We start from the raw sequence: 22,305 nt of genomic DNA, 5'->3' as shown, positions 1-22,305 counted from the left end.
AATGAACCTCGACGACGACACCGATGACGGCACAGCGCTGCTCAGCGTCAAGCTGCTGCGGCTCTTCGACTTGCTCTACAGCACGAACAGCGTGACGCGCGCCGCCGAGCAACTCGGCCAGAGCCAGCCGACGGTGAGCAACTGGCTCGGGCGCCTGCGCAGGCAGTTGGGGGACGAGCTGTTCGTGCGCACGGCCGCCGGCATGCAGGCCACGCCGCGTGCGGAGGAACTGATCGTGCCGGCGCGCGAAGCGCTGGCTTCGCTGCGGCGTCTGGCTGCGCCTGCGCAGGCCTTCGACCCCTCCAGTGCCACGCGGCGTTTTCGCATCTGCATGACGGACGCCAGCCACATCACGCTGCTGCCCCAGTTGCTGGCGCACGTGCGTGCCGTGGCGCCGGGGGTGAGATTGGAAGCGGCACGCATCGACGAGCAGAGCGCGCAGGCGCTGCAATCCGGGCAGGCGGACCTGGCCATCGGATTGGTGCCCTGGCTGGAGTCAGGCTTCTATCAGCAGGTGCTTTACCCGCAGGATTGGGTGTGCCTGGTCAACGCGCGCCATCCGCGCATCGGCGGCAAGGGCTTCAGCCTGCGCGACTACAAGGCGGAGGCGCACGTCGGCATCGTCGGCGGCACGGGTGTTCAGCTGCTGGAGGCGGCCTTGCTGCGGCAACGCGTGGCACGCCGCATCCTGCTGGAACTTCCGGGCTTCCTGGGCCTGGCCGCCATCGTGTCGACGACGGACCTGATTGCCACCGTGCCGCGCCACATCGGCGAGACGCTGGCGCGCACCGGCGAGCTCAAGGTGTTCGATTGCCCGGTGCCGGTCCCGCCTTTCACCGTCAAGCAGCACTGGCATGCGCGCTACCACCAGGACCCAGCCAACCGCTGGCTTCGGGGACTGTGCGAAGACTTGTTTGCGAAGAGGGCTGCCAAGCCGACGCCGAAGCGCAATCGCGTGCCCTGACTCCCTGCCGCGCAGCCATCACCCGGCGGGCAACTCGACCGGAAAGCGCAGCGCCACGGTGGTGCCATCGGGCGTCGGCCGGATGTCCAGCGTGCCGTTCAGCCGGCGTGCGCGCGCTTCCATGTTGCGAAGGCCCATGCCGCCGTGCGCGTCGCGGCCGGCGGTGAATCCGCTGCCGTCGTCCGCCACCGAGAGCGAAAGCTGTCCGTCGGCCGCCTCGATGCCGATGCGCACCTTCGAGGCGCGGCTGTGCTTGAGCACGTTGGCCAGCGCTTCCTGCAGCAGCCGGAGAAAGTCGAGCCCGCGCCGGTCGTCGAGGCGGCACTGGTCGAGGCCCTGCAATGCCCAGGTGCATTCGATGCCGGCCGCCTCCAGCACGCGCGTCGTGCGGTGGCGCAATGGCGCGATCCGTTCGGACAGCCGGTCGGTGTCGTCGAGTGACGAGCTTTCGATGATCAGGCGCAGGTCGTCGCGCACTTCCTTGAGGGCCCACAGCGCGGTGTCGTGGCCGGCCGCGCTGCGGTTCTCGAGCGAGGCGATGTGGCCGCTGAGCGTCATGCCCAGGCCGTCGTGCAGGTCGCGCACGAGGTTCATGCGTTCGGCCAGGCGCGTGTTCTGCAGTTCGGTGGCGTGCTCGCGGTGCAGCATCGAGGACAGGCGCCGGGTGGCGTCCTCCACGTGGTGCCGCAGCTCGTCGTTGAAATGTTCGACCAGGCGCATACCGACCACGAAGCGCCAGGTCAGCACGAAGGAGATGCCCACCAGCATCGCGCTGGAGGACCAGGGCGTGTAGTAGAGGTTGGTGGCGAGCACGCCGTGGAACACGAGCACGTCGTGCGTGCCGGCGGCCAGCGGCAGCAGGGTGCACAGCGCCAGCGCCTGCACCTCGCGCCTGCGCGGCGAGGCCAGCGCATGGCGGCAGATGATCCAGGCACTGAGCGTGTAGGTGGCCAGCGCCACCACCACCGCGGCGCCGCGCACCGGCGACAGCAGCGCGTGCGCGTGCGGCGCGAGCCACAGGGCGGCCGTGGTCAGGCCGACGGCGCCGCCGATGAGCTGCACGGCGCGGCGCCGCCGCAGGCCGCAGAAGCGCAGGGCAAACATCAGGAAGGCGGCGGTGCCCAGCACCAGGGCGGACATGTTGACGGCCTGGTAGGTGTCGGTGCTGCCGAAGGGCCAGGTGCTCCGCGCGACGTAGTTGTAGCCCACCGGCACCCACAGCAGCGAGAACAGGCTGAACCAGCCGTAGAAGGTCTCGTTGCGCCGCAGCAGCCAGAACAGGCCGTAGAGCACACCCATGGCAAGGGTGATGCCCAGGCTCAGCATGTGCAGCGACTCCCGGATCAGCCGCTCGTGCCGGTAGTGGGCGTCGGCCGCGGCCGGGCTGTCCACCAGCACCGGACCGAGGCCGGGCGCATAGGCCGCAAGGCCCGAGACCCGCACCAGCAGCTCGTTGGGCCCGGGGCGCAGCAGCGGCGCGCTCAGCAGCCAATGGCGCGGATGGTTCCAGCTGCGCGACAGCGGCTCCTCGAGCTGCGGGTCGCGCGCCAGCAGGGCGCCGTTGAGGTAGATGGCGCCGGCCATCGAGAGATAGTCCATTGCGAGGCCCCGCGGCGCGGGCGCGCCGGCCGTGGCGGGCTCGTTCCACCGCAGGCGGTACCACACCACGCCGTCGTGCGCCGGCCAGCGCCCGGCCCAGGCGTCGGGCAGCGTCACCGCGGTCCAGCCCTCGGCCGGCGGCGTGTCGGGGCTCGCCGGGTCGGCACGCGCGGCCTCGATGCCTTCGAAGCCGGGCGCATCGAGCGCGGCGGCCGGCGCCAGGCCCGCAAGCAGGAACAGGAACAGCAGGGCCGCCAGCAGCTGCCGCAGTACGCGGCCGCGCCGGGTCAGGGCAGCAGGCCACGCCCTCGGGCGCTGTGGACGGCCGCGGCCCGCGAGTGCACCGCAAGCTTGCGATAGATGTTCTTGGCGTGGCATTCGACGGTGTTGACCGAGATGTACAGGCTTTGCGCGATCTCGCGGTTGCTCTGCCCCTGCGCCACCAGTTCGAGCACCTCGATCTCGCGTTCGCTGAGCAGGCCCGCGTCCGCTGGGGCGGCTGCCATCCTAACCACCTGCGCGGCCGGCGGCTCGGCCATCAGTTGCAGGATGCGCCGCGCGATCACGGGGTCGATGGGAGCGCCGCCGCGCTGCATGCTGCGCAGCGAGAGCTCCAGCTCCACGTCCTCGCCGTTCTTCAGCAGGTAGCCGGTCGCGCCGCCGCGGATGGCGCGCAGCACGGTCGCGTCGTCGCCGAGGCTGGAGACGATCACCGTCTCGGTCTGCGGCGCATGCGCCTGCATCCATTCCACGAGCTCGATGCCGCTGCCGTCGGGCAGGCCGACGTCGACCAGCGCGAGATCGAAGCGCCGCAGGGCCAGTTGCGCCCGCGCTTGCGCCAGCGAATCGACTTGCTCGCACAGCGCGTGGCCGTGCACCTGCAAGACGATGCGCTGCAGGCGCCGGCGCACGGGTTCGTCGTCATCGACGATCAGGACGTTCAACAACAAGCGCTCTTCCTTCATCGGGCCATGCCGGCGGCAGGGTGGGCCTGGATTCTCTCAACAACTTCCATGTCATTGGCCGGAGAAGCGCATCGGCACCGTCTTGGTCGTGCCGTCGGCCTGCGGCACGCTGACGTTGACCTTGAGTTCGCCCTTGAAGCCGGCCGGCGGCTTGCCCTGGAAGGTGCCGGTCTTCGGGTCGAACTTCAGCCATGCCGGTAGCGGCTTGCCGTCGCTGGTCAGGGCCTGGGGCGCCTTGCCAGGCGGCATCGCGGCGGGCAGCGGGACGCTGGCCGTGATCTGCTGCGCGCCGGGCGTCGACTTGCCCTGGTTGACGACGATGCCGCCCGCGCCGCCGCTGATCGCGGTGTTCTGCACGGTGGTGTTCTTCTGCTTGTCCACATAGACGTTGGCCATGCCGCCGCCCTTCTGCTGTTCGTAGGGGGAGGCCGGGGGCTTGGGGGCGGGCGCGGCCGGTGTGCCTGCGGCGGCTGCTGCTGCCGTGGGCGTCGGCGGCGGTGGCACGGCCGGTGGATTGCTGCTGCCGGGCGTCGCGGGGGGAGGCGTCGTCGGTGGCTGGCTGGGAGCCGGCGGGGCCGTGGTTGGAGCGGGGGCAGGTGCGGGTGCGGGTGCGGGTGCCGGTGCAGCCGGAGGGTTCGTCTTCGCACCCGTCTTGCCGGAGGGCGTCATGCTCGATCCGGAGGCGGAGGCCGAGAAGCCCACCACCTGCGAGCTGCTGGTGCTGACGGCCGCCTTGGTCTCGAAGCTGCCGCCGGTGTCGACCGCCACGCCGTTGGCCGCCGCCACCTGGGTGCCTTCGAGCGAGGTGTTGCCGCCCGAGGACAGGCTGATCTTTCCGCCGCTCGAAATGCTGCCGGCGGTGGCGATGTTGCTGTCGGACTTGGACGAGCCGACGCCGAGCGACGCCTGCCCGCTGCGGTGGTTGACGGCCGTGCCCTTGTCGGAGGGCAGGCTGCCGATGAAGGTGCTGCCCGTGACCTTCTCCTTGTTGCCGCCGCCGCCCGCCGCCGAGACGTCGACGCTGAGCGACTCGCTGGTGGCGATGGTGCGCGCCGCGTTCATCGCCAGGTTGCCGCCGGCCGCCACCGTCACGTCGCCGGCCGTGCTGGCGATGGCCGTGCCTGTGAAGCTCGCGTCGCCGCCGCTGCGCAGTGTCAGCGGTCCGCTGCCGCTCGAAATGCTGCCGGCCACGTCCTGGTCGAGGCTGCTGCGCGACCTGCCGACGCTCACGTCCACGCTGCCGCTGCCGCCCTTCTTGGTTGCGGTGACGCCGGCTGCCACGCCGACCTGCTCGCTGCTGGAAGAGGCCGTGTTCTTGGCCGCCGCAAAGTCGAGCTTGCCGCCCGCATCCACGGTGGCTGCGCCGCCCGCGGCGATGTGGGTGCCTTCCAGGCGCGTGTCGCCCTGCGTCCTGATGGTGAGGTTGCCCCCGCTCGCGATGCCGCCGGCCACCGCGGTGCTGGTGCTCTCCTTGCTCTTCTCGCCCTGGTAGCTGACTTCGGCGCTGCCGCCCTTGTTGACGATGTCGGCCTTGACCGAGCCGCCCGCGCTCGTCGTGCTGGAACTGCTGCTGCTCGTGTTCTGCGCAGCCCTGTAGTCGAGCGATCCGGCTTCCAGCGTGACGTTCTTCTTTGCTTCGATCTGCGTGCCCTCGAGCGTGGTCTGGCCGCTCGAGCTGCTGCTCACGCTGCCGCCCATCCGGATGGTGGACACGACGGCCGTGCTGCTGCTGGATTGCGCGGTCTCCTTGCCGTACTCGTAGCTCGCCTTCACGCCGCCGCCGACGCCGACGTTCATCGACTGCTTGCTGGCGCCCGGCCCGACCTGGCCCTCCCCCGAGACGCTGGCCGAAGCCTCGCCATAGGCGCCCACCTTGGCGGTGTGGCTCGTGCTCTCCGAGGAGGCGTAGGTGGTGTTGGCCGCTGCCAGGCTGGTGATGGTCTTGGCCGACTGCTCGAGGTTGCCGCCGCCCTCGATGCGCGTGCCCACGTCGGTGATGCTGTTGGCCGCCTTGCGCGTGATGTTGTTGCCGGCCGAGAGGCCGGAGGTCACGGCCGTCGTTGATCCTTCGACGGAGCTCGCCCTGGTGTTCGATCCGTACAGGCCCACTTCGCCCGTGGCCGAGGCGTTGGCCTGGGCGCCCGCCTTGGCGCCGATGCCCACGCCGGCTTCGGCACTCGCGCCGGCCTGCGCCTTGCCGGATGCATAGAGGCCCGCGGTGGTGCTGCTGCTGGTGTTCGACACCTGGTGCTCGTCGTGCACCGCCTTGAAGCTCATGTCGGTCGCCGCAAGGCTCATGTCCTTGCCCGCGCTCATGGTCGAACCTTCGAGCGTCAGGTTGTCGCGCGCCGTGACGTCGAGGTTTCCCTTGGCGTTGATGGCCGAGCCCTGGTGCGTCGTGTCGAGCGTGCGGGTGGTGCTCTTCGTCTGCTGGAAGACGTCGAGGTGGTTCTCGCTCGTGGCCGAGGCCCCGGCATTGGCGTCGGCGCCCGCGTTCGGGTTGCCCTTGCCGCCTGCGGCCGAGGCGCTCGCGCCCACGCCCGATTGGGCCTTGTTGTCGGTGCTGGCCATCAGCCCGACCTTGGTGGTGGCCGTGCTGGTGGTGGAGGTCTTCTTGTCCTCCGCGGCGAGCAGGTTCACGTTCTGTGCGTTCACCGCCGCGTTGCCGCCGGCATTGACGGCCGAGCCCTGCAGCGTGAGGTCCTTCGAGGCATCCACCGCGAGGTTGCCGCCGAAGTTCAGGTTCGAGCCGACATGGCGCAGGTCGGTGGTGTCGGTGGTCGTGGTGGTGGTCGAGCTGAAGGCCAGGCCCGCGGCACCCTTGCCGGCCGCGCCGGCCGACGCTTCGGCCGAGGCATTGGCGAGCCCGCGCCCCGAGCCGGCCTTCGACGCCGCCGCGGCGCTGGCCGAACCCTTGCCGGAGGCGCCGACCTGCATCACGCCCGTGTTCCTGGTCGTGGTGTGGGTCTCGTCGTAGTTGCGGCCCGCAAGCACGTTGACGTTGGTGGCGCTGATCCTGCCGTCGCCCTTGACGTCGACGTTCGAGCCCTGGACGGTGATGTCGTTCTTCGCGGCGAGGCTGGCGTTGCCACCCACTTCGAGGCCGCTGCCCACGTTGCGCACCGACAGCGAATCGCTGGTCGTCTTCGTGGTGCCGTACAGCGAGTTGTTCATGCCGAGGCCGCTCGCCTTGGTCTCGGTGTGCGTCGTCGTCGTGTTCTCTCGCGCGACGATGTTGAGGTTGTTGCCGGCCTGCAGATCGGCGTTGCCGCCGACCTTGGCATCGGTGCCGGCCAGCGTGATGTCGTTGCCGGCCTGCACCGCCAGGTTGCCGCCGACCGTGAGGCCGGACTTCACCTGGGTGACGCTGGTCGTGGTGCTGTCCTTGGTGCCGCTGCCGTTCTTGACCTGGATGTTCGAGAACGTGCTGCTCGTCTCCTTCTTCTCGATGGTGTCGAAGCTCACTTTGCCGCCGGCCTTGAGGCTGGCATCGGTGCCGGCGTTCAGGGTGGCGCCGAGGTTCGTGATGTCCTTCTTTGCGTCCAGGGAGAGGGTGCCGGTCGACTCGATGCCCGCGGTCTTGCCGATCACCGTGTTGTAGAAATGCTCGCCTCCGCCGCCTTCGCTGGCCGTCTTGTTGACGATGCTGCCCTGCGTCGAGCTGAGGCTGACGTCGCCGCCCTTGATCAGGCCCGACAGGTTGGTGATGTCGCCGGCCGATGCGATCACCAGCGAGCGGCCGCCCACGATGGTGCCGCCGGTGTTGGTCAGCGAAGTGAGGCTGAGGTCGGCGTCCTGCGCCGAGATGACGGCGCCGCTGGCAATCTTGTTCTTGGTGCCCTGCGCGAGGTAGACCACCGGCGCGAGCACCGTCTTGCCGCCGATCTCGGTCTGCACCATCCACACGATGTCCTGCTTGAGCGAGGCCTGCTGCTCGGGCGTGAGCGCCTTGCCGTAGACCAGCCCCAGCGAGCCGCTTTGCGTGGCGGCGCTCTCCATCAGCCCCTTCATCTGCGTGTCGGCGCCCTGGTAGCTCGCGAGCACCGCGCTGCCCGTCTGCTTGATGAGCTGCTGCTTGACCAGCCAGGCTTCGTAGCTGGCGTCGCCCAGGCGCATGGTCAGCTTGTCGGCGTCGTACCCCAGCAGCCGGGTCAGGTAGTCCGACCCGACCGAGGCGGTGCCCGTCAGGTAGAGCGGATTGCTCTCCACCAGGTATCTCGCGTCTGGAGATCGCGCGGTCACGAAGTAGCCGTTCGGGTTGCCCGGCAGCGCAATGTTGATGCCGCCGAAGGATGTCCCCCTCACGCCGTTGGCGGCGTTGGCATCCAGGAAGGACATGGCCGGCAGCGGGCGCGTGCCGGTGCTGCCGCCGAAAGACGCGGCGTCGACGGCAGCGACGGCCACGCTGGGGCCGCGGCCGACGGCGCTGCCGGGCAACGCGCCCTGGCCGACCGTGCGCGGCACGTCCGTCGATGCGGGCGCAGCGGCTTCGCGCACGCCGTCGAGAATCTGGTCGCTGCCCACGTCCTGCGCCGTGGAGCCGTTGTTGACGAGGCTGAAGCCGGAGCCGCGCAGGCTCGCGGTGTAGAGGCCGGCCCGCAGCACGTTGTTGGCGCTGGACGACTGCGGGCTGTCTTCGTAGCCGCTGGTGTAGCAGACGGCATCCCATGTGCCGTTGCGGTCGCACAGGCGGTCTTCGTAATCGATCTTGGGACCCAGCGCCACGTACTTTGTCGTCAGCGAATAGCGAACGATATGCGTGGTGGTGGTGAGCGCCAGGTTGTCGTTGGTGAACTTCGCGCCGGTGAGCTGGAAGCCGTGGCCCGCATCGTCCGCGATGCCGAGGCCGGCATGCAGGCTGCCGTTCGCCTGCGCGGGATCGTGCGAGAAGCCCTGCAGGTTCATCGAGGCGCCGGCATAGATGGTGCCGCCGATGTTGCTGCCTTCATGGAACGCCAGCCGCATGTTGCGGCCGGCCGTGATCTGCGGCATGACCTCCGGCAGTGGCTGCGAATAGGACTGCGTGGTGGTGTAGCTGTACTGGTACAGCGTGGCCTCGTCCTTGTTGCCGCCATCCGCAGCCCCGTCGTGGTAGTCGTCGCGCGAGGCGACCTCGGTGTGGGCGCTGTCGGGCCCGCGCGTGGTGATGCGCTCGAGTCCCGGGACCTCGTTCTTCAGGGTGGCCGCCACGATCGCGATGTCGTTGGCGGCGTTGATGATGCGGCCGTTGAGCAGGGTGTTCGCGCGCAGCGAGAGGCTGTCGTCGCTGTGGATGTCGCCCGTGTTGGCGAGCGTGCCGTTGGCCTGGGCGGTGAGCATGCGGCCCGCGTACAGCAGGCCTGCGTTGTTCAGGTTGCCTGCCTGTGCATCGGGCGTGGCGGCCGCGAGGTCGAGCGTGCCGCCGTTGGCGTGCACTTTCAGGTCGTTGAGCGCCGAGATGGCGCCGGTCGCGCCGACCGCGATCGAAGGCGCCTGCACCTCGAGGTCGTGGGCCGAGAACAGCAGGCCGTCGTTGGTGAAGGCGTTCGAGACGCGGATCGTGCCCTTGCCCTGGCGGCTCGCGTCCACCGCGGCGAGGATGCGGCCGGTCTTGGCGGTCGCGCCGGTTCCCTGGACCGCCAGCGACAGCGCGGAGGCGTCGAGGTCGAGCGTGTACTGCGACACCATCGCCGCCTGTGCGCCGATGCTGACCTTGCCGATGTTCACGGCAATCGAATCGCCGAGCGCGTTGCCGTTGAGCGCCAGGGTGGAGTTCGCATCGCCTTGCACGCGCAGCAGGCCGCCGCTTTGCAGCGAGCCGTTGACGGTGGCCGTGAAGCTGTTGGCGCCAAGGGCCTGCAGCGTCAGCGCGCCGTTGGCCACGATGTCGCCGTGGCCCGCCGTGCCGTCCACCTGGGTCGCGAGCCCGCCGCTGCCGATGCCGAGCGTGAGCGCGCCCAGCGACTGCAGCATGCCGGCATTGGCGATGCTCTGGCCGGACAGCGTGCCGCCGCCGGTGCCCGTGCTGGCGAGGGTGATGGTCGCGCCGGCCTGGTTGTCCACGCTGCCCGTGGCCGCGACGCTGGAGTCCGCGCTGCCGCCGCCCTGGATCGTGCCGGCGTTCGAGATCTCGGCGACCGAGATCGCCAGCCTGTCGCCCAGCATCAGGCCTGCATTGGCCAGCCTGCTGCCGGTGCCCGAGATGCCGAGCGTGCTGCCGGCCTGCATCGTGCCGGCGTTGTCCAGGCCATCGGCCGCGCCGACGTTGGCCTGCAAGCGGCCGCCGGCGCGCAGCAATGCCCCCGCCTGGTTGTCGAGGCGGTTCGCGCCGAGGGTCGCATCCTCCCGCGCCTGCAGCGTGCCGCGGTTGGCCAGCAGGCCCGCCACGTTCACCTGGCTCGGCGCCGCGCCGCTTTGCGTGGACAGCAGCCAGGTGCCGGCGTTGTCGAGCGAGCCCGCATCGACCCGGCTGCCGCCCGCGGCCTGGATCCATCCGGCGGCCTGGTTCCGGGCCGTGCCGGCGGCGAGCGCGAGGCTGCCGTCCGAGAGCAGCTTGCCGCTGTTGTCGAGCACCTCGGTGGCGCCGCCGCTGCGGTCGGCGATGTCCAGCGAGGTGCCGGCATGGATCGTTCCGCTGTTGGCGATGGTGCCGTCCGCGCGCACGACGGCGCTGCCGCTGGTGGCATCCACGACGCCCGCGTTGTCCAGCCCTTGCGCCGAGCTCAGCGCGACGTTGGCACCGGCCAGCGTGCCGCCCGCGGCATTGCCGAATGCGCCGCCGCTCGCGAGCGAGAGCGTCTGGCCCGCCTGCATCACGGCGCCGCTGGCATTCTGGAGACCGCCGGAGACAGTGGCGCCGAGGTTGCCGGCGGCGGCGATGGCATGGCGGTTGTCGATGGCGCCGGCCGTGATCGCGGCGTCGCCGGCGGATTGCATCACGCCGCTGTTGAGCAGGGTGCCGCCGATCTCCATGCGATCCGCCGCACCGGCCTGTTGCGACAGCAGCCAGGTCCCGCTGTTGTCGAGCGCACCGGCACGGACGACCGAGCCGGTGGCTGCCTGGATCCAGCCGCCGGCCTGGTTGCTCAGCACGGCGGCGTTCAGGTCCATCGCGCGGGCGGCGAGCAGGTCGCCGCTGTTGGTCAGGACCTGCACGGCTGCGCCGTCGCGCCCGGCGACGGCGATGTCCTGGGCGGCGCGCACGCTGCCGGTGTTGGAGAGCGTGCCCGCCACGTGCAGGGTGGCGGTGCCGGTCACCGCGATCAGCTTGCCGCTGTTGTGCAGGCTCGCGGCGTCGATCGTGTTGGCGCTGCCGGCCTGCATCCAGCCGCTGTTGTCGATCGCGGCGGCGCGCGCCGTCATCGACCGGCCCGCCAGCAGGGTGCCGCGGTTGTCGATCGCCTGGGTCGCGCCGCCCGCGGCGTCGGCGATGTCGAGGTTCTGGCCCGCATTGATCTGGCCGCTGTTGGTGATGACGCCGCCCGCGCGCAGCGTGACGCCGCCCTGGTCGGCCGTGAGGGTGCCTGCATTGGCGATGCCCTGCGCCGCATCGATGGCGAGCTGCCCGCCGGTGCTCTGCACGCCCTGGCCGTCGCCGCTCGCGGTCGACACTGTTCCGGCCGCAGCCAGGTGCAGGTCGCCTCCCGCCCGCACGGCCGCGGCGCCGAGGGCCAGGTCGCCCGCGGTGGCGCGGGCTTCCAGGGCGCGCGCCGATTGCAATCGCGACCCTTGCCCCGCGTCGATGCGCCTCGCGCCCGCCTCGAGGTCGTTGCCGGCAATGAGCGAGGCGCGGTCGAGCGCCAGGCCGCCCTGCGCCGCGGCCACCCGGGCGTCGCGGGCGGCGGTCAGCGTGGCATCGACCAGCGCGATGGCCGCGGCATCGGTGCTGCTGCTCGCCACCAGCACGTCGCGCTGCGCCGACAGGCGGTTGCGCAATTCGATGCGGCCGGCCGCCGAGAGCGTGAAGTCCTCGGCGCTGGCCGCCGCATCGCCCAGCATGCGCACGCCCACGCCCGCTTCGGTCGCCATCAGGCGGATGCGGTTGGCGTACATGCCGCCCAGCGCCGAGCTGTCGATGGCGTAGGCCGGCGCACTGCCGAGCGCATCGGCGCTGCCGGTGATGGCGCGCGTGCCGTAGTCCCACCGGTTCGGGCCGGCGAAGATGCCCAGGTCCTTCGCGTTGACGCTGGCTTCCAGCCGCACCGAGCGCGTCACCAGGTCCAGCACCTGCTGCGCCGTGGCGTTCAGGCCGTTGCCCGTGACCAGGATGTCGCCCTGGTTGACGTTGAAGCCGCCGAGCGCACCGTTCGCCGTGAAGAAGGGCACGCCGGTCGAGAGCGTCACCCGGTCGGTGTTGATGAAGCCGCAGCCCGAGCAGGTGATGCCGTAGGGATTGGCCAGCACCACGTCGGCCTTGTTGCCCAGCACTTCGGTAAAGCCGGCCAGCGTGCTGCGGTTGTTGCTCACCACCTCGTTGAGGATCACGTTCGCCGGCGCAACCATGTTGAAGTTCGCCAGCACCTGGCCGGCGAGCTGCGACTGGTAGTTGATCTGCTGTGTGCTGGTCGTGTTGTTCAGCACCAGGCCGTTCGCGTTCACGTTGAACTGCTGGTAGCGGTTGTGGGACAGCCCCGCCGCGTTGGCGGCGTTGATGTTGACCACCGTCGTGCCGTTGGGCGAGACGTAGGCGCTGGCCTGCCCGCCGGGGGCGAGCACGGCGGAAGGCACCTGGGCCTGCGCGGCCGACAGCGCGGCCGCGAGCACGGCCGCGGCGGCCAGGCGCGAGCGCCTGCTGCCCTTGCCGCGTCCGCGTGCGGTTTCGGCAACGGCGACCCAACTGCCGAAGGCGGCGTTCCAGACGACGCGATAGATGTGGTTCATGGGAGGCCTTTCAGCGCAGGTTCAGAGCGAATAGGACAGGCGCACCCCGACGCGCGTCGATTCGCGCGTCATGGAGGCGGGCAGGTGGAGCGCACGCGAGGCGAAGACGTCCAGGCTGAGCCGGCGCCACAGCAGCGAGGCGCCGAGCGTGGCGCCCGACATCGAGCCCGAGGGCACGCCGTCCGCGCGGTTGCTCACGCGGCCGAAGTCGTAGCCGAGGTAGACGCGGCCCGACAGCGCCTCGCCGCCCGCCACGGTCTGCCAGGGCAGGGCGATCTCGTTGCGCCAGTAGTAGCCGCTGTCGCCGCTCAGCGTGTTGAGCAGCGAGCCGCGCACCGAGGCGATGCCGCCCACCAGGATCTGCTGCGAGCCGTAGAGCGTGTCGCGGCTGTGCTGCCCGCTGAACTGGCTCGACCACAGGAGCGGCAGGCCGCCGGCGTCGAAGCGGCGGCTGTAGCCCAGGTCGAGCGTGAACTTGCTGAACTGCGCATGCGGCAGCTTGTCGGAGAGCCCCGCCGGGTCTTCCAGCGCGCCCAGGATCGCCAGGCCCCGCACAAAGCCGAGGCGGGCGTTCAGCACGCCGCCGCCCAGCTGGGTGAAGGCTGCGGTGCCGAGGTCGAGCGTGCTCAGCTTGCGGCTGCTCACCGAGAGGAACTCGCCGCCCAGGAAGTTGCGGCTGTCCTGCACCGAGAGCCTGGCCGACATCGATATGCGGCTGGCCTGGTCGCGGTACACCACGTGGTCGACGCCGAGGCTCTGCGTGGCGGTGCGCCCTTCGGACGCCAGCTTCCTGCCGCTCGGGAGCACCAGCGTGTTGGTGTAGTCGCTTTCGCTCGCGTCCAGGCTGAAGCTGCTGTAGCCGAAGGGCACGGAGGCGCGCAGCGCCGTCATGCCGGCGTTGTGCTCGCGGTCGTGCGGCACCGATTGGCGGCGCGTGATCGCGATCAGCTCGTTCAGGCCCAGCAGGCCGTCCAGGCTCAGGGTGGCCGAGGCACTCCTTTCCCCGGTGGCCGGCGTGCCTGTGTTGTCGTAGGTCGTGAACAGGTGCACCGGCAGGCGCGCCTTGTTGCGCACCACCACCACGCTGCGGCCGGGCTGGCTGCCGGGCTGGACATCGAGCGTGGCCTCGTTCGAGGACAGGCTGTTGATCTGGTCGATGCCCTGCTCCAGGTCGCGCAGGTTCAGCAGGTCGCCGGGGCGTGCCGGGAAGGCGCCGGCAATCGACACCGCGCTGGCGCTGCGGCCCGTCTGCTGCAGCTCGAAGCGCTCGATGCTGCCTTCCACCACCGCGATGTCGAGCACGCCGCTGCGCAGGTCCTGTGCAGGCAGGTAGGCGCGCGTCGTGATGAAGCCGCGGTCGATGTAGCTCTTGGTGAGCGCCGCCAGAACGGCCTCGAGCTCGGCCGTGCCGAGGCAGCGGCCCGCATGGTCGCGCGTGATGGCGGTGCGAACGTCCTCGGGCAGGCGGCTCGCGCCGCCGATGCGGATCTCGCGGATCTCTCGGCACGGGGCGCCGAGGTCCGGCACCGACACCTTCGGCTCGATCGTCCTCAGGTCGGTGCCACCCGGCGGCGGGCGCTGCGGCAGGGCGCGCTCCTGTTCCTGGCGCAGCAGCTCCTGCTGCTGGCGCTCGATGAGCTGGTTCTGGCGGTCCAGGGCGCCCGGGGTGATCTGCGCCTGCGCCTGCGCCGCGGCCGCCAGCAAGACAAATGTCAGAAGATGTATTTTCTGTGTCTGCCGCAAGGGGCGGCGCCGGCGCTTGGCGAGAGGCATGGTTCGGGTCCGATTCGAGGCCGGCACCGAGTGCGGGATGCAGGCCCTGCGAGGGGCCTCGGGGCGGCTTCGTTAGGACGCGGACTGTTACATGTGGCCGCAATTCTGGGAATCACGGAAACCGGTGATTGGTGCGCGATGCCTGCGCGCAAAGGCAATGGATCGTCCCGGTCGAGCACTGCTGCGCTCGAAGCGACACCCATGGCGAGCCCGCCTACCCCTTGCCCGCCTTGCGCCGCGCGGACACTGAACGCACAGGCGCCTCATCCACGATGAGCTGCGAGGCCTCCACGTCCTTCCACAGCTGGTCGCGCCGCGCCAGCACCTGCGGCACGGCCTCGTGCCGCAGCTGCGCCACCGCCGACACCAGCGCATTGCAGACGAAGAACGCCGCCGTGTAGGAATCGAACGGCGATGCGTTGGACGTGCGCACCTGCACCCGGTGATGCGCCAGCGCGGCCAGCGGCGCGGCGGGGCTGTCGGTGATGGCCAGCACCTGCGCGCCGGCTTCGCGAAAGCGCTGCGCCACCTTCACCGGCCCGCTGGCGTAGCGGCGGATGCTGAAGGCCAGCAGGGCGTCTTCGGGCTGGATCCACAGCAGCTGGTCGGTGGCGGTCACCGCGCCCGCGCCCAGCTCGTGCACGCCGGGGCGGCACATGTTGAGGTGCAGGGCCAGCCAGGCGGCCACGGGCGCGCTGTTGATCTGCGCCAGCACGAAGAGGCGCCCCTTGCCCTTGGCGATGCGCGTGGCCATGGCCTCGAACGCCGCCATGTCCAGGCCGTCGCGCGTGGCGTTGATGTTGTGCTGGTCGTGCAGCAGGGCATCGTCCACGCACTGCTGCAGGCTGCGCTGGGTGCCGATGGTCACGGGGGCGCGCTGGCCGGCGGTCTGCAGCAGCGCGGTGACTTCTGCCCGCGCTTCGCGCTGCGCCTCGGCATAGCTCGCATAGCCCAGCTTGGCGAACAGCCGCACCACGGTGGAGGCGCTGGTGCCGTTGTGCGCGGCCAGGGCGGTGGCGGATTCGAGCAGCGCGTGCGGATAGTCGCGCCCCAGGGCCTCGGCCAGGGCGCGTTCGCTGGCCGTCAGCTCGCCGCCCTGGCGGGCCAGGCGCTCGGTGAGCAGGCCGGCCGATTCTTGCAATGATGATTTCATTGATGTCTCATTTATGAAAAAAGCATTGCAAACACAAGCAACGCGTGCAACACTGCGGCCCAAATTTCACCCCGCCGCCGCGGGGTTCATCGAAGGACGAAGATGCAGGATACCCTTGAAGAGAGCCGCTCGCAGGTGCGCGCGCGCATCCTGGACTGGCTGGCCGGCCAGGGGCAGGCCATGCAAGACCTGTTGCAGAAAGTGGTCGACATCGACAGCGGCAGCCGCAACGAAGCCGGCGTGACCGCCGTGGCCGCGGCCCTGCGCGAACGGCTGGAGGCCGCCGGCGTGGCCGTGCAGTTCGAGCCGGTGCCGGGCTATGGCGTGCTGCTGCATGCCCAGGTGCCCGGGCCCGCCGAGGGCGCGCCCATCCTGCTCATGGGGCACATGGACACCGTGTACCCGGCGGGCACCGCGGCGCGCCGGCCCTTCCGCGTGGAAGACGGGCGCGCCTACGGTCCCGGCGTGGCCGACATGAAGTCGGGCCTGGTGATGAACGTGTTCGTGGCCGAGGCCTTCGCACGCTGCGGCGGGCTCCAGTCGCCGCTGCAGCTGTTCTTCTCGTGCGATGAAGAGATCGGCTCGGCCGCCACGCGCGACCGCATCATGGCCAGGGCGCGCGGCGCGCGGGCGGTGCTCAACGCCGAACCGGGCCGCGTCAGCGGCAACCTCGTCACCAGCCGCAAGGGCTCGATGGTGGTGGAGTTCGAGGTCGAGGGCGTCGCCGCCCATGCGGGCATCAACCACGCGGCGGGCGCCAGTGCCATCGAGGCGCTGGCCCGCAAGATCCTCGCGCTGCATGCGCTGACCGACCCGGCCACGGGCGTCACGGCCAACGTGGGCGTGGTGCACGGCGGCATCGTGCCCAACATGGTGGCGCCGCATGCCAAGGCCGAGCTGGACATGCGCTTCACGTCGGAAACCGATCCGGACGAACTGCTCGCGAAGGTGCGCGCGATCGTCGAGGAAGAGTCGGTGTCGCGCACCAAGGGGCGCATCACGGAAACGCGCCGCACCATGCCCATGAAGCCCACGCCCGACGAGCTGCTGGCGCTCTACCAGCGCGGCGCCAGGGCGCTGGGCTTCGAGGTGCAGGGCGAGTTCACGGGCGGCGCGGCCGACAGCGGCCTGACCGCCTCGGTGGGCGCGCCCACGCTGTGCGGCACCGGCCCCGTAGGCGGGCATGCGCACACCGAGCGCGAGTACTGCGAGCTCGCCACCTTCGTGCCGCGCGCCCAGGCCGTGGCGCTGGCCATCCTGGACCACCCCTGATTTTCGAGAACCGACTCATGCATTCCACACAACCCACCCGCCGCCACATCCTCAACGCCGGCCTGGGCCTTGGCCTCGCGGGCCTCGCCCCGCTGGCGGCGCGCGCCGCCGACGACAAGTACCCCTCGCGCCCCATCACGCTCGTGGTGCCGTTCCCCCCGGGCGGCTCGGTGGACATCATGGCGCGCCAGTATTCGGAGCCGCTGTCGAGCGCGCTGGGCGTGCCCATCGTGGTGGAGAACCGCGCCGGCGCGGGCGGCTCGGTGGCGTCGCAGATGGTGGCGCGCGCCAAGCCCGACGGCTACACGCTGGTGGTGTCGTCGCAGAGCAGCCACCTGGCCAACCCGCTCACGCAGCCCAAGGTGGGCTACGACCCCATCAAGGACTTCGAGAACATCGCCATCCTGGGCCGCCAGCCCAATGCGCTGGTGGTGCATTCGAGCCTGCCCATCAAGAGCTTCAAGGAGTTCATCGACTACGCGAAGAAGAACCCCGGCAAGCTCAACTACGGCAGCGGCGGCGTGGGCAGCATGGGCCAGCTCAACGTGGAGATGCTCAAGGCCGCCACGGGCGTGTTCACCACCCACATCCCCTACCGCGGCGGCTCGCCGCTGATCACGGCGGTGCTGTCCAACGAGGTGCAGTTCATCCTCGACAACCTGGTCATCATGCTGCCCCACGTGCAGGCCGGCAAGGTGCGCGCGCTGGCGGTGGCGGCCGACCAGCGCCTGCCGCAGCTGCCCGACGTGCCCACCATGGCCGAAGTGGGCTACCCGCAGCTCAACCTCAGCTCGTGGACCGGCCTGGCCGCACCGGGCGGCACGCCGGACGCCATCGTGCAGACGCTGTACAAGGCCGTGCGCCAGGTGGCCGCGTCGCCGGCCATGCAGGCCAGCCTGAAGGACCGCGGCGTGATCGCGCCCGAGGAAATGACGCCCGCCGCCTTCGAGAAGATGATGTCCGAGCGCCTCGTGAAGTTTGGCGAGGTGGTGCGCAAGGCGGGGATCACGGCCGAGTAGCAGGCCGCTGTGGCTGCCGCTGCAAACGTGGTTCGCAGCGGCAGTCAGCGCGATGCGGGGGGCGTCAATTCCATCGACGAGCGCAGCTTGCCCTGGATGTACTCCCCCGCAATCACCGGCTCGAAGCGGGCCGGATGGGCCGCATCGCAGCAGGAGGGCAGGCATTCGACGCTCGTGCTTTCCTCCGGGCCGGTGAACGCCACCATCGACAGCCGCTGCGTGGAGCCGGTCAGGTCGCGCGGCGGGTTGCTGACGCGGTGCAGGGTCGACCGCCACCGGCCGTTGGTCCAGCGCTGCATGAGGTCGCCGACATTGATCACGAAGCTGTCCGCAATCACCGGCACGTCGTGCCAGCGGCCCTGAAGATCGCAGACCTCCAGCCCGCCCGGCGCGTTGTCCTGGCGCAGGATGGTGAGGCCGCCGTAGTCGTGGTGCGCGCCGTAGCGCAGCTGGCCCGGCCGCGGCTCGACCGGCTGGTCCGGATAGTTGACGAAGCGCAGCGTGAGCGAGGGTTCGCTAAAGCAGGCATCGAACCAGTCTTCGGGCAGGTCGAGCGCCAGCGCCGACATGCGCATGAGCCGGCCGCACAGGCCATGGATGGCGTCGAACCAGGCGTTGATGTTCTGGTCGAACCCCGTCGGCTCGCTGGGCCAGAGGTTGCGCTGGCCCCGGCCATCGCGCTCGCGCTGCAGGGACGCGAAGACGAGCGCTTCGCAAAGGTCCGGCGGCGTCTCGCCATCCAGGGTTGCCGCCACGCTCTCGATGCCCATCGGCAGGTAGCCGCGGCCCTTGACCTTCTCGGGCGGCATCAGTTGCGACTTGTGGTCGAGCGGCAAGGCGAAGAAGGCCTTGGCCTGCGCGTAGACATCGTCCGCCAGGCGCGCGGAGACGCCATGGTTGACGATCGCCGCAAAGCCGGTCTCCTCGAAGGCCCTGCCGAACTGCCGGGCGGTTGCGAGCCGCGCGGCGGCGTCCCCGCGCATGAACGGCGCCATGTCGATCAGCGGCACCGACGCGGTGCCGTGCCTGGCTTGCTGCATCATTGCCAGGCCGCCTTGGCGTTGCTGAATCGAAGCGTGTAGGCGGCCTTGTAGTCCAGCGTCGCAGGGTAGATGCCGGCCGCCGACATGGTGTCGAAGAAGCGTTTCCAGCGTGCATCCGACATGGCGCCGGCGCCGGACTGCAGCGCATCGCCATGCTTCACCATGGCCAGCTCCTTCATCTGCTTCATCTTGAAGTGGAAGAGCGCGACGTCGTGCTTCGGGTCCGCGGCAACCACGGCGTTCAAGGCGGGTGCGTAGTCGCCATCGATGCACTGCTGCCACCCGGCCCGGGTTGCCTCGACGAACGCGGCAACCGCCTTTTCGTTCGCGGCAATGTAGCGGTCCATCGCGAAGATCGTCGATGCGTAGTTCTCGTAGCCGTAGTCGGCCAGCAGGATGGAGACCGGCGGCTTCGGCAGCGCCTTGCCAAGCAGCTGGGCGTCTTCCGTGATGTAGCCCTGCTGAACCGCCTTGGCATCCGCCAGGAACGGCGCCGGGGAATACGCGTAGGGGCGCAGCTGGCTGTCGCTGAAACCGTGCTTCTGCTTGAGGAAAGCCCAGAACTCCGCCTGCGAGAACTTGGCGACCATGATCGGCCGGCCCTTCAGGTCGGCCAGCGTCTTCACGCCCTGGTCGGCGTGCGCGACCAGCGTCTGCGGGTCCTTCTGCAGGAAGGCGGCAATGGTGCGCGCGGGAATGCCGCGCGCCGCCATGTTGAGCGTGGTGAAGCTCGAACCCATGCCGAGGTCCAGCTCGCCCGCAGCCACCAGCAGCGGTACGTTCCGGTCGGGGCTGCCGCCGATCAGTTCCACTTCCAGCCCGGCCTTCTTGTACAGCCCGGCGGCTTGCGCCTGGAACCAGCCGCAATGCTCGGCCTGCGGATACCAGTTCAAGCCGAACCGGAGCTTGTCGGCGCCATGCGCGGGTGCAGCGATGGCCGCGATCAGCGACAGTGGGAGGCTCCAGCGCCGCAGCAGTGTGGAGCGGCCTGTGGTGAAGAGTTTCATGCGTTCGTCCCTGTGGATGCGTTGCCTTGGAAATATCCAGGGGTGCATCGCCACCATGCGAAGTTCGTCCGCTGAAGGCACCGGCGGATGCCGGCGGAGCGGATGAAACGCACGAAGCAAAACGAGGCTTGCCTGGATGTCATCCGGAGCAATGTCCCGCAGATGGTGCATCTGCTGACCGCTTCTACTCCGCGTTGGCGTGGCGAGCAGAATCTGTGCCAGCGAGTGGCCTGCAGATGGGTCAGGACCGGGGCGGCAAGGCATGCGCCCCGCGCCAGCGGAAGCAGGCCTCGCGCACCTCGTCGACCAGCGCCGCCAGCGGCTCCGGCTCCGCGCTGCCTTCGGCCTGCTGGATCACGAAGCGGGCAGGCGGCAGCGGCGGCAGGAAGCTGCCCGGCGGAATGGAACGCAGCAGGGGCGGCATGCCCGACGGCGTCAGCACGGTAATGGCCAGGCCGGCGGCCGCGGCGGCCATCAACGGGCCGGAGCCGTGCGCGGTCAGCACGATCTGCCAGTGGGTCGTTCCGTGTCCGGCCAGCGAGGCGAGCGCGGCTTCGCGGAACGGGCAGGGCTCCGACAGAAACGCCAGTGGGGCGGGCGCGTCGGGGTCGAGCAGCGCCCTTTCCGAAAAGGCCCACACCAGCGGCTCCATCCAGAGCGTTTCGGTGTCGCTGCCGGCGTCGCAGACCGTGCCGACCATCAGGTCCAGCGAGCGCTGCCGCACCTGTTTGGCCAGCGCCGTGCTGATGCCGCAGGTGATTTCCACATGCACGTCGGGCCTGCGCTGGCGAAAGCCCGCGAGCGCGGCAAACAGCCATTCGCTGGGAAAGCCCTCCGAGCACCCGAGGCGCAGCGTGGTCGGCGCACGCCGGGGCGCCGCGAGCCTGGAGACCGCCTGCTGCTGCAGGTTGAGGATGCTCCTGGCATAGCTCAGCAGCACGCTGCCCTGGGCCGTGAGTTCCAGCGACCGCGTGGTGCGGTCGAAGACGCGGCAGCCCAGCTGCTCTTCCAGCCGCCGGATCTGCGCGCTCACGGCCGATTGCGTCAGGTGCATGGCTTCGGCCGCGCGGGTCACGCTGCCATGGTCGGCCACCGAGACGAAGGCGCGCAGCTGCTGGGAGTCGAGCATGGGTTTCAGTGAGATTAGTTCTGAATAGCTGCAAATTATGTTGCTTGTGTGCAGGGTCCGTGGTGCCTAGCCTTGGCCTTCTGAACCACTCACCATGCACGCCATGAAAGAACTCCTGTACATCGAGACCTCGCCAAGGACCACGCGCTCCGCCAGCATCGAAGTGGCCGGTGCCTTCATCGACGAAGTGAAGCGGGTCCACCCTGCGTGCCGCGTCACCACCCTGAACCCCTGGACGATGGCGCTCCCCGAGCTGTCGCAGGACATGCTCGACGCCAAGTACGCCGGCATCAACGGCGTGCCGCTCACCGCCGCCCAGCAGACGGCCTGGGACGAGGTGCGGCGCATTGCCGCGCCCTTCCACGCGGCGGACCACATCGTGCTGGCGATGCCGCTGTGGAACTTTGGTATTCCCTACAAGCTGAAGCACCTGATCGACGTGGTGTCGCACAAGGACGTGCTGTTCCGCTTCGACGCCTCGGGGCTGTCCGGCATGCTGCAGACCCGGCGAGCGACAGTGGTGTGCGCAAGGGGGCTGGACTACCCGCTGGGAAAGGACGGCTCCGCGCACGCGCTCGACTTCCAGCTGCCCTACATCGAGACCTGGCTGCGCTTCATCGGCGTGCAGGAGGTGCGCTCGGTGGTGGTCGAGAAGACGCTGATGGGCCCGGAGGTGGATGCCGGCGCAAGGGCCGGCGCGAAGCGCCGCGCGGTGGAGCTCGCCGAGGGGCTCTGAGGGCCTAAGAGCGGGGCGGTTGCAGGGGCATGCGGAGCCTGACACCATGGCCGCATGACATACCAACTTCACTACTGGCCCACCATCCAGGGCCGCGGGGAATTCGTGCGGCTCGCGCTCGAGGCGGCCGGTGCGGACTATGTCGACGTGGCGCGGCTGCCCGAATCGAAAGGCGGCGGCGAGTCCGCACTGGGCGACCGGCTCGACGACCCGGACATCGTCCGCCCGTCCTTCGCGCCGCCGTTCCTGATCGATGGCGACATCGTCGTGGGGCAGACCGCGGCCATCCTGCTGTACCTCGGGCCGCGGCTCGGCCTCGCGGGCGTCGGCGAATCCGACGGCCTCTGGACGCACCAGCTGCAGCTCACCATTGCCGACGTGGTGGCGGAGGCGCACGACACGCACCATCCGATTTCCACCGGCGCCTACTACGAGGACCAGCGCGACGCGGCCGTGCAGCGCGCCCGGGCCTTCCGCGAAGAGCGGATTCCCAAGTTCCTGAACTGGTTCGAGCGCGTGCTGCGGCGCAACCCCGCGGGGTCTTCGCACCTCGTGGGCGACGTGCTGACCTACGCCGACCTGTCGCTGTTCCAGCTGGTCGAAGGCCTGCGCTATGCGTTCCCGAAAGCCGCGGCCCGCGCGCTGGCCGCCACGCCGGCGGTCGAGAAGCTGCACGACAACGTCAAGCGCCGCCAGCGCGTGCACGACTACCTGCAAAGCCCGCGCCGCATCGCGTTCAACGAGGACGGGATCTTCAGGCGCTATGCGGAGCTGGATGCCTGAGGT

13 protein-coding genes are annotated in these 22,305 nt (G+C 70.0%); 5 read left to right on the top strand and 8 right to left on the bottom strand.

Annotated elements, in window-relative coordinates; genetic code table 11:
* Position 1 precedes the first annotated feature (1 nt).
* Positions 2-964 carry a LysR family transcriptional regulator gene (locus ACAM54_RS23175; protein WP_192328317.1) on the top strand — a complete coding sequence of 321 codons (963 nt, stop codon included), beginning with the start codon at positions 2-4 and terminating at the stop codon, positions 962-964.
* An 18-nt stretch (positions 965-982) separates the two neighbouring features.
* Here ACAM54_RS23175 and ACAM54_RS23170 read toward each other — a convergent pair whose 3' ends face one another.
* The 5 genes from ACAM54_RS23170 to ACAM54_RS23150 all read right to left on the bottom strand — a co-directional run bounded on the left by ACAM54_RS23170 (position 983) and on the right by ACAM54_RS23150 (position 15,313).
* On the bottom strand, positions 983-2,941 hold the full coding sequence (locus tag ACAM54_RS23170; protein WP_369649059.1) for an ATP-binding protein: 1,959 nt from the start codon (positions 2,939-2,941) through the stop codon (positions 983-985).
* Positions 2,851-3,513 (bottom strand): response regulator transcription factor, encoded by a 663-nt coding sequence (locus ACAM54_RS23165; protein WP_369649058.1) that lies wholly within the window; start codon positions 3,511-3,513, stop codon positions 2,851-2,853. The genes ACAM54_RS23170 and ACAM54_RS23165 overlap by 91 nt, the downstream gene beginning before the upstream one ends.
* A gap of 66 nt (positions 3,514-3,579) precedes the next feature.
* Positions 3,580-12,387 carry a hemagglutinin repeat-containing protein gene (locus ACAM54_RS23160; protein WP_369649057.1) on the bottom strand — a complete coding sequence of 2,936 codons (8,808 nt, stop codon included), beginning with the start codon at positions 12,385-12,387 and terminating at the stop codon, positions 3,580-3,582.
* 21 nt (positions 12,388-12,408) lie between these two features.
* Positions 12,409-14,091 carry a ShlB/FhaC/HecB family hemolysin secretion/activation protein gene (locus ACAM54_RS23155; RefSeq protein WP_309927684.1) on the bottom strand — a complete coding sequence of 561 codons (1,683 nt, stop codon included), beginning with the start codon at positions 14,089-14,091 and terminating at the stop codon, positions 12,409-12,411.
* A gap of 283 nt (positions 14,092-14,374) precedes the next feature.
* Positions 14,375-15,313 carry a MurR/RpiR family transcriptional regulator gene (locus ACAM54_RS23150; RefSeq protein ID WP_369649056.1) on the bottom strand — a complete coding sequence of 313 codons (939 nt, stop codon included), beginning with the start codon at positions 15,311-15,313 and terminating at the stop codon, positions 14,375-14,377.
* Positions 15,314-15,415: 102 nt separating this feature from the next.
* On the opposite strand from ACAM54_RS23150, the gene ACAM54_RS23145 reads away from it, so the two are divergent.
* Together ACAM54_RS23145 and ACAM54_RS23140 are read left to right on the top strand one after the other, a co-directional pair.
* A complete protein-coding gene (locus tag ACAM54_RS23145; protein WP_369649055.1) occupies positions 15,416-16,585 on the top strand; it encodes a M20 family metallopeptidase in 1,170 nt (389 codons plus the stop codon).
* A gap of 17 nt (positions 16,586-16,602) precedes the next feature.
* On the top strand, positions 16,603-17,604 hold the full coding sequence (locus ACAM54_RS23140; RefSeq protein WP_369649054.1) for a Bug family tripartite tricarboxylate transporter substrate binding protein: 1,002 nt from the start codon (positions 16,603-16,605) through the stop codon (positions 17,602-17,604).
* Between the two features lie 44 nt (positions 17,605-17,648).
* On the opposite strand, the gene ACAM54_RS23135 is transcribed toward ACAM54_RS23140, so the two are convergent.
* From ACAM54_RS23135 to ACAM54_RS23125, 3 genes are all read right to left on the bottom strand, one after another.
* A complete protein-coding gene (locus tag ACAM54_RS23135; RefSeq protein WP_369649053.1) occupies positions 17,649-18,647 on the bottom strand; it encodes an isopenicillin N synthase family dioxygenase in 999 nt (332 codons plus the stop codon).
* Positions 18,644-19,654, bottom strand: coding sequence for an ABC transporter substrate-binding protein (locus tag ACAM54_RS23130; RefSeq protein WP_369649052.1), 1,011 nt, complete (start codon positions 19,652-19,654; stop codon positions 18,644-18,646). Before ACAM54_RS23130 ends, ACAM54_RS23135 begins: the two co-directional genes overlap by 4 nt.
* Positions 19,655-19,895: 241 nt before the next feature.
* Positions 19,896-20,783 (bottom strand): LysR family transcriptional regulator, encoded by an 888-nt coding sequence (locus tag ACAM54_RS23125; RefSeq protein WP_369649051.1) that lies wholly within the window; start codon positions 20,781-20,783, stop codon positions 19,896-19,898.
* 103 nt (positions 20,784-20,886) lie between these two features.
* Here ACAM54_RS23125 and ACAM54_RS23120 point away from each other — a divergent pair, with 103 nt between their 5' ends.
* Both ACAM54_RS23120 and ACAM54_RS23115 read left to right on the top strand, forming a co-directional pair.
* Positions 20,887-21,519, top strand: a complete 633-nt coding sequence (locus tag ACAM54_RS23120) for an FMN-dependent NADH-azoreductase (protein ID WP_369649050.1) — start codon at positions 20,887-20,889, stop codon at positions 21,517-21,519.
* A 54-nt stretch (positions 21,520-21,573) separates the two neighbouring features.
* Complete coding sequence (locus ACAM54_RS23115) at positions 21,574-22,302, top strand: glutathione S-transferase (RefSeq protein ID WP_307698469.1); 729 nt, start codon at positions 21,574-21,576, stop codon at positions 22,300-22,302.
* Positions 22,303-22,305: the final 3 nt, after the last annotated feature.

Origin of the sequence: Variovorax sp. V93 (assembly GCF_041154485.1) — a bacterium.
Classification (GTDB): Bacteria; Pseudomonadota; Gammaproteobacteria; order Burkholderiales; family Burkholderiaceae_C; genus Variovorax; species Variovorax beijingensis_A.
This window is presented reverse-complemented; position numbering and strand designations above follow the sequence as displayed.

Excerpts from the sequence above, each read along its gene's own strand:
- ACAM54_RS23140 (WP_369649054.1), top strand. The coding sequence starts at position 16,603 with ATGCATTCCACACAACCCACCCGCCGCCACATCCTCAACGCCGGCCTG.
- ACAM54_RS23120 (WP_369649050.1), top strand. The coding sequence starts at position 20,887 with ATGAAAGAACTCCTGTACATCGAGACCTCGCCAAGGACCACGCGCTCC.
- ACAM54_RS23145 (WP_369649055.1), top strand. The coding sequence starts at position 15,416 with ATGCAGGATACCCTTGAAGAGAGCCGCTCGCAGGTGCGCGCGCGCATC.
- ACAM54_RS23115 (WP_307698469.1), top strand. The coding sequence starts at position 21,574 with ATGACATACCAACTTCACTACTGGCCCACCATCCAGGGCCGCGGGGAA.
- ACAM54_RS23130 (WP_369649052.1), bottom strand. The coding sequence starts at position 19,654 with ATGAAACTCTTCACCACAGGCCGCTCCACACTGCTGCGGCGCTGGAGC.
- ACAM54_RS23175 (WP_192328317.1), top strand. The coding sequence starts at position 2 with ATGAACCTCGACGACGACACCGATGACGGCACAGCGCTGCTCAGCGTC.
- ACAM54_RS23135 (WP_369649053.1), bottom strand. The coding sequence starts at position 18,647 with ATGATGCAGCAAGCCAGGCACGGCACCGCGTCGGTGCCGCTGATCGAC.
- ACAM54_RS23160 (WP_369649057.1), bottom strand. The coding sequence starts at position 12,387 with ATGAACCACATCTATCGCGTCGTCTGGAACGCCGCCTTCGGCAGTTGG.
- ACAM54_RS23170 (WP_369649059.1), bottom strand. The coding sequence starts at position 2,941 with ATGCCACGCCAAGAACATCTATCGCAAGCTTGCGGTGCACTCGCGGGC.
- ACAM54_RS23125 (WP_369649051.1), bottom strand. The coding sequence starts at position 20,783 with ATGCTCGACTCCCAGCAGCTGCGCGCCTTCGTCTCGGTGGCCGACCAT.
- ACAM54_RS23150 (WP_369649056.1), bottom strand. The coding sequence starts at position 15,313 with ATGAAATCATCATTGCAAGAATCGGCCGGCCTGCTCACCGAGCGCCTG.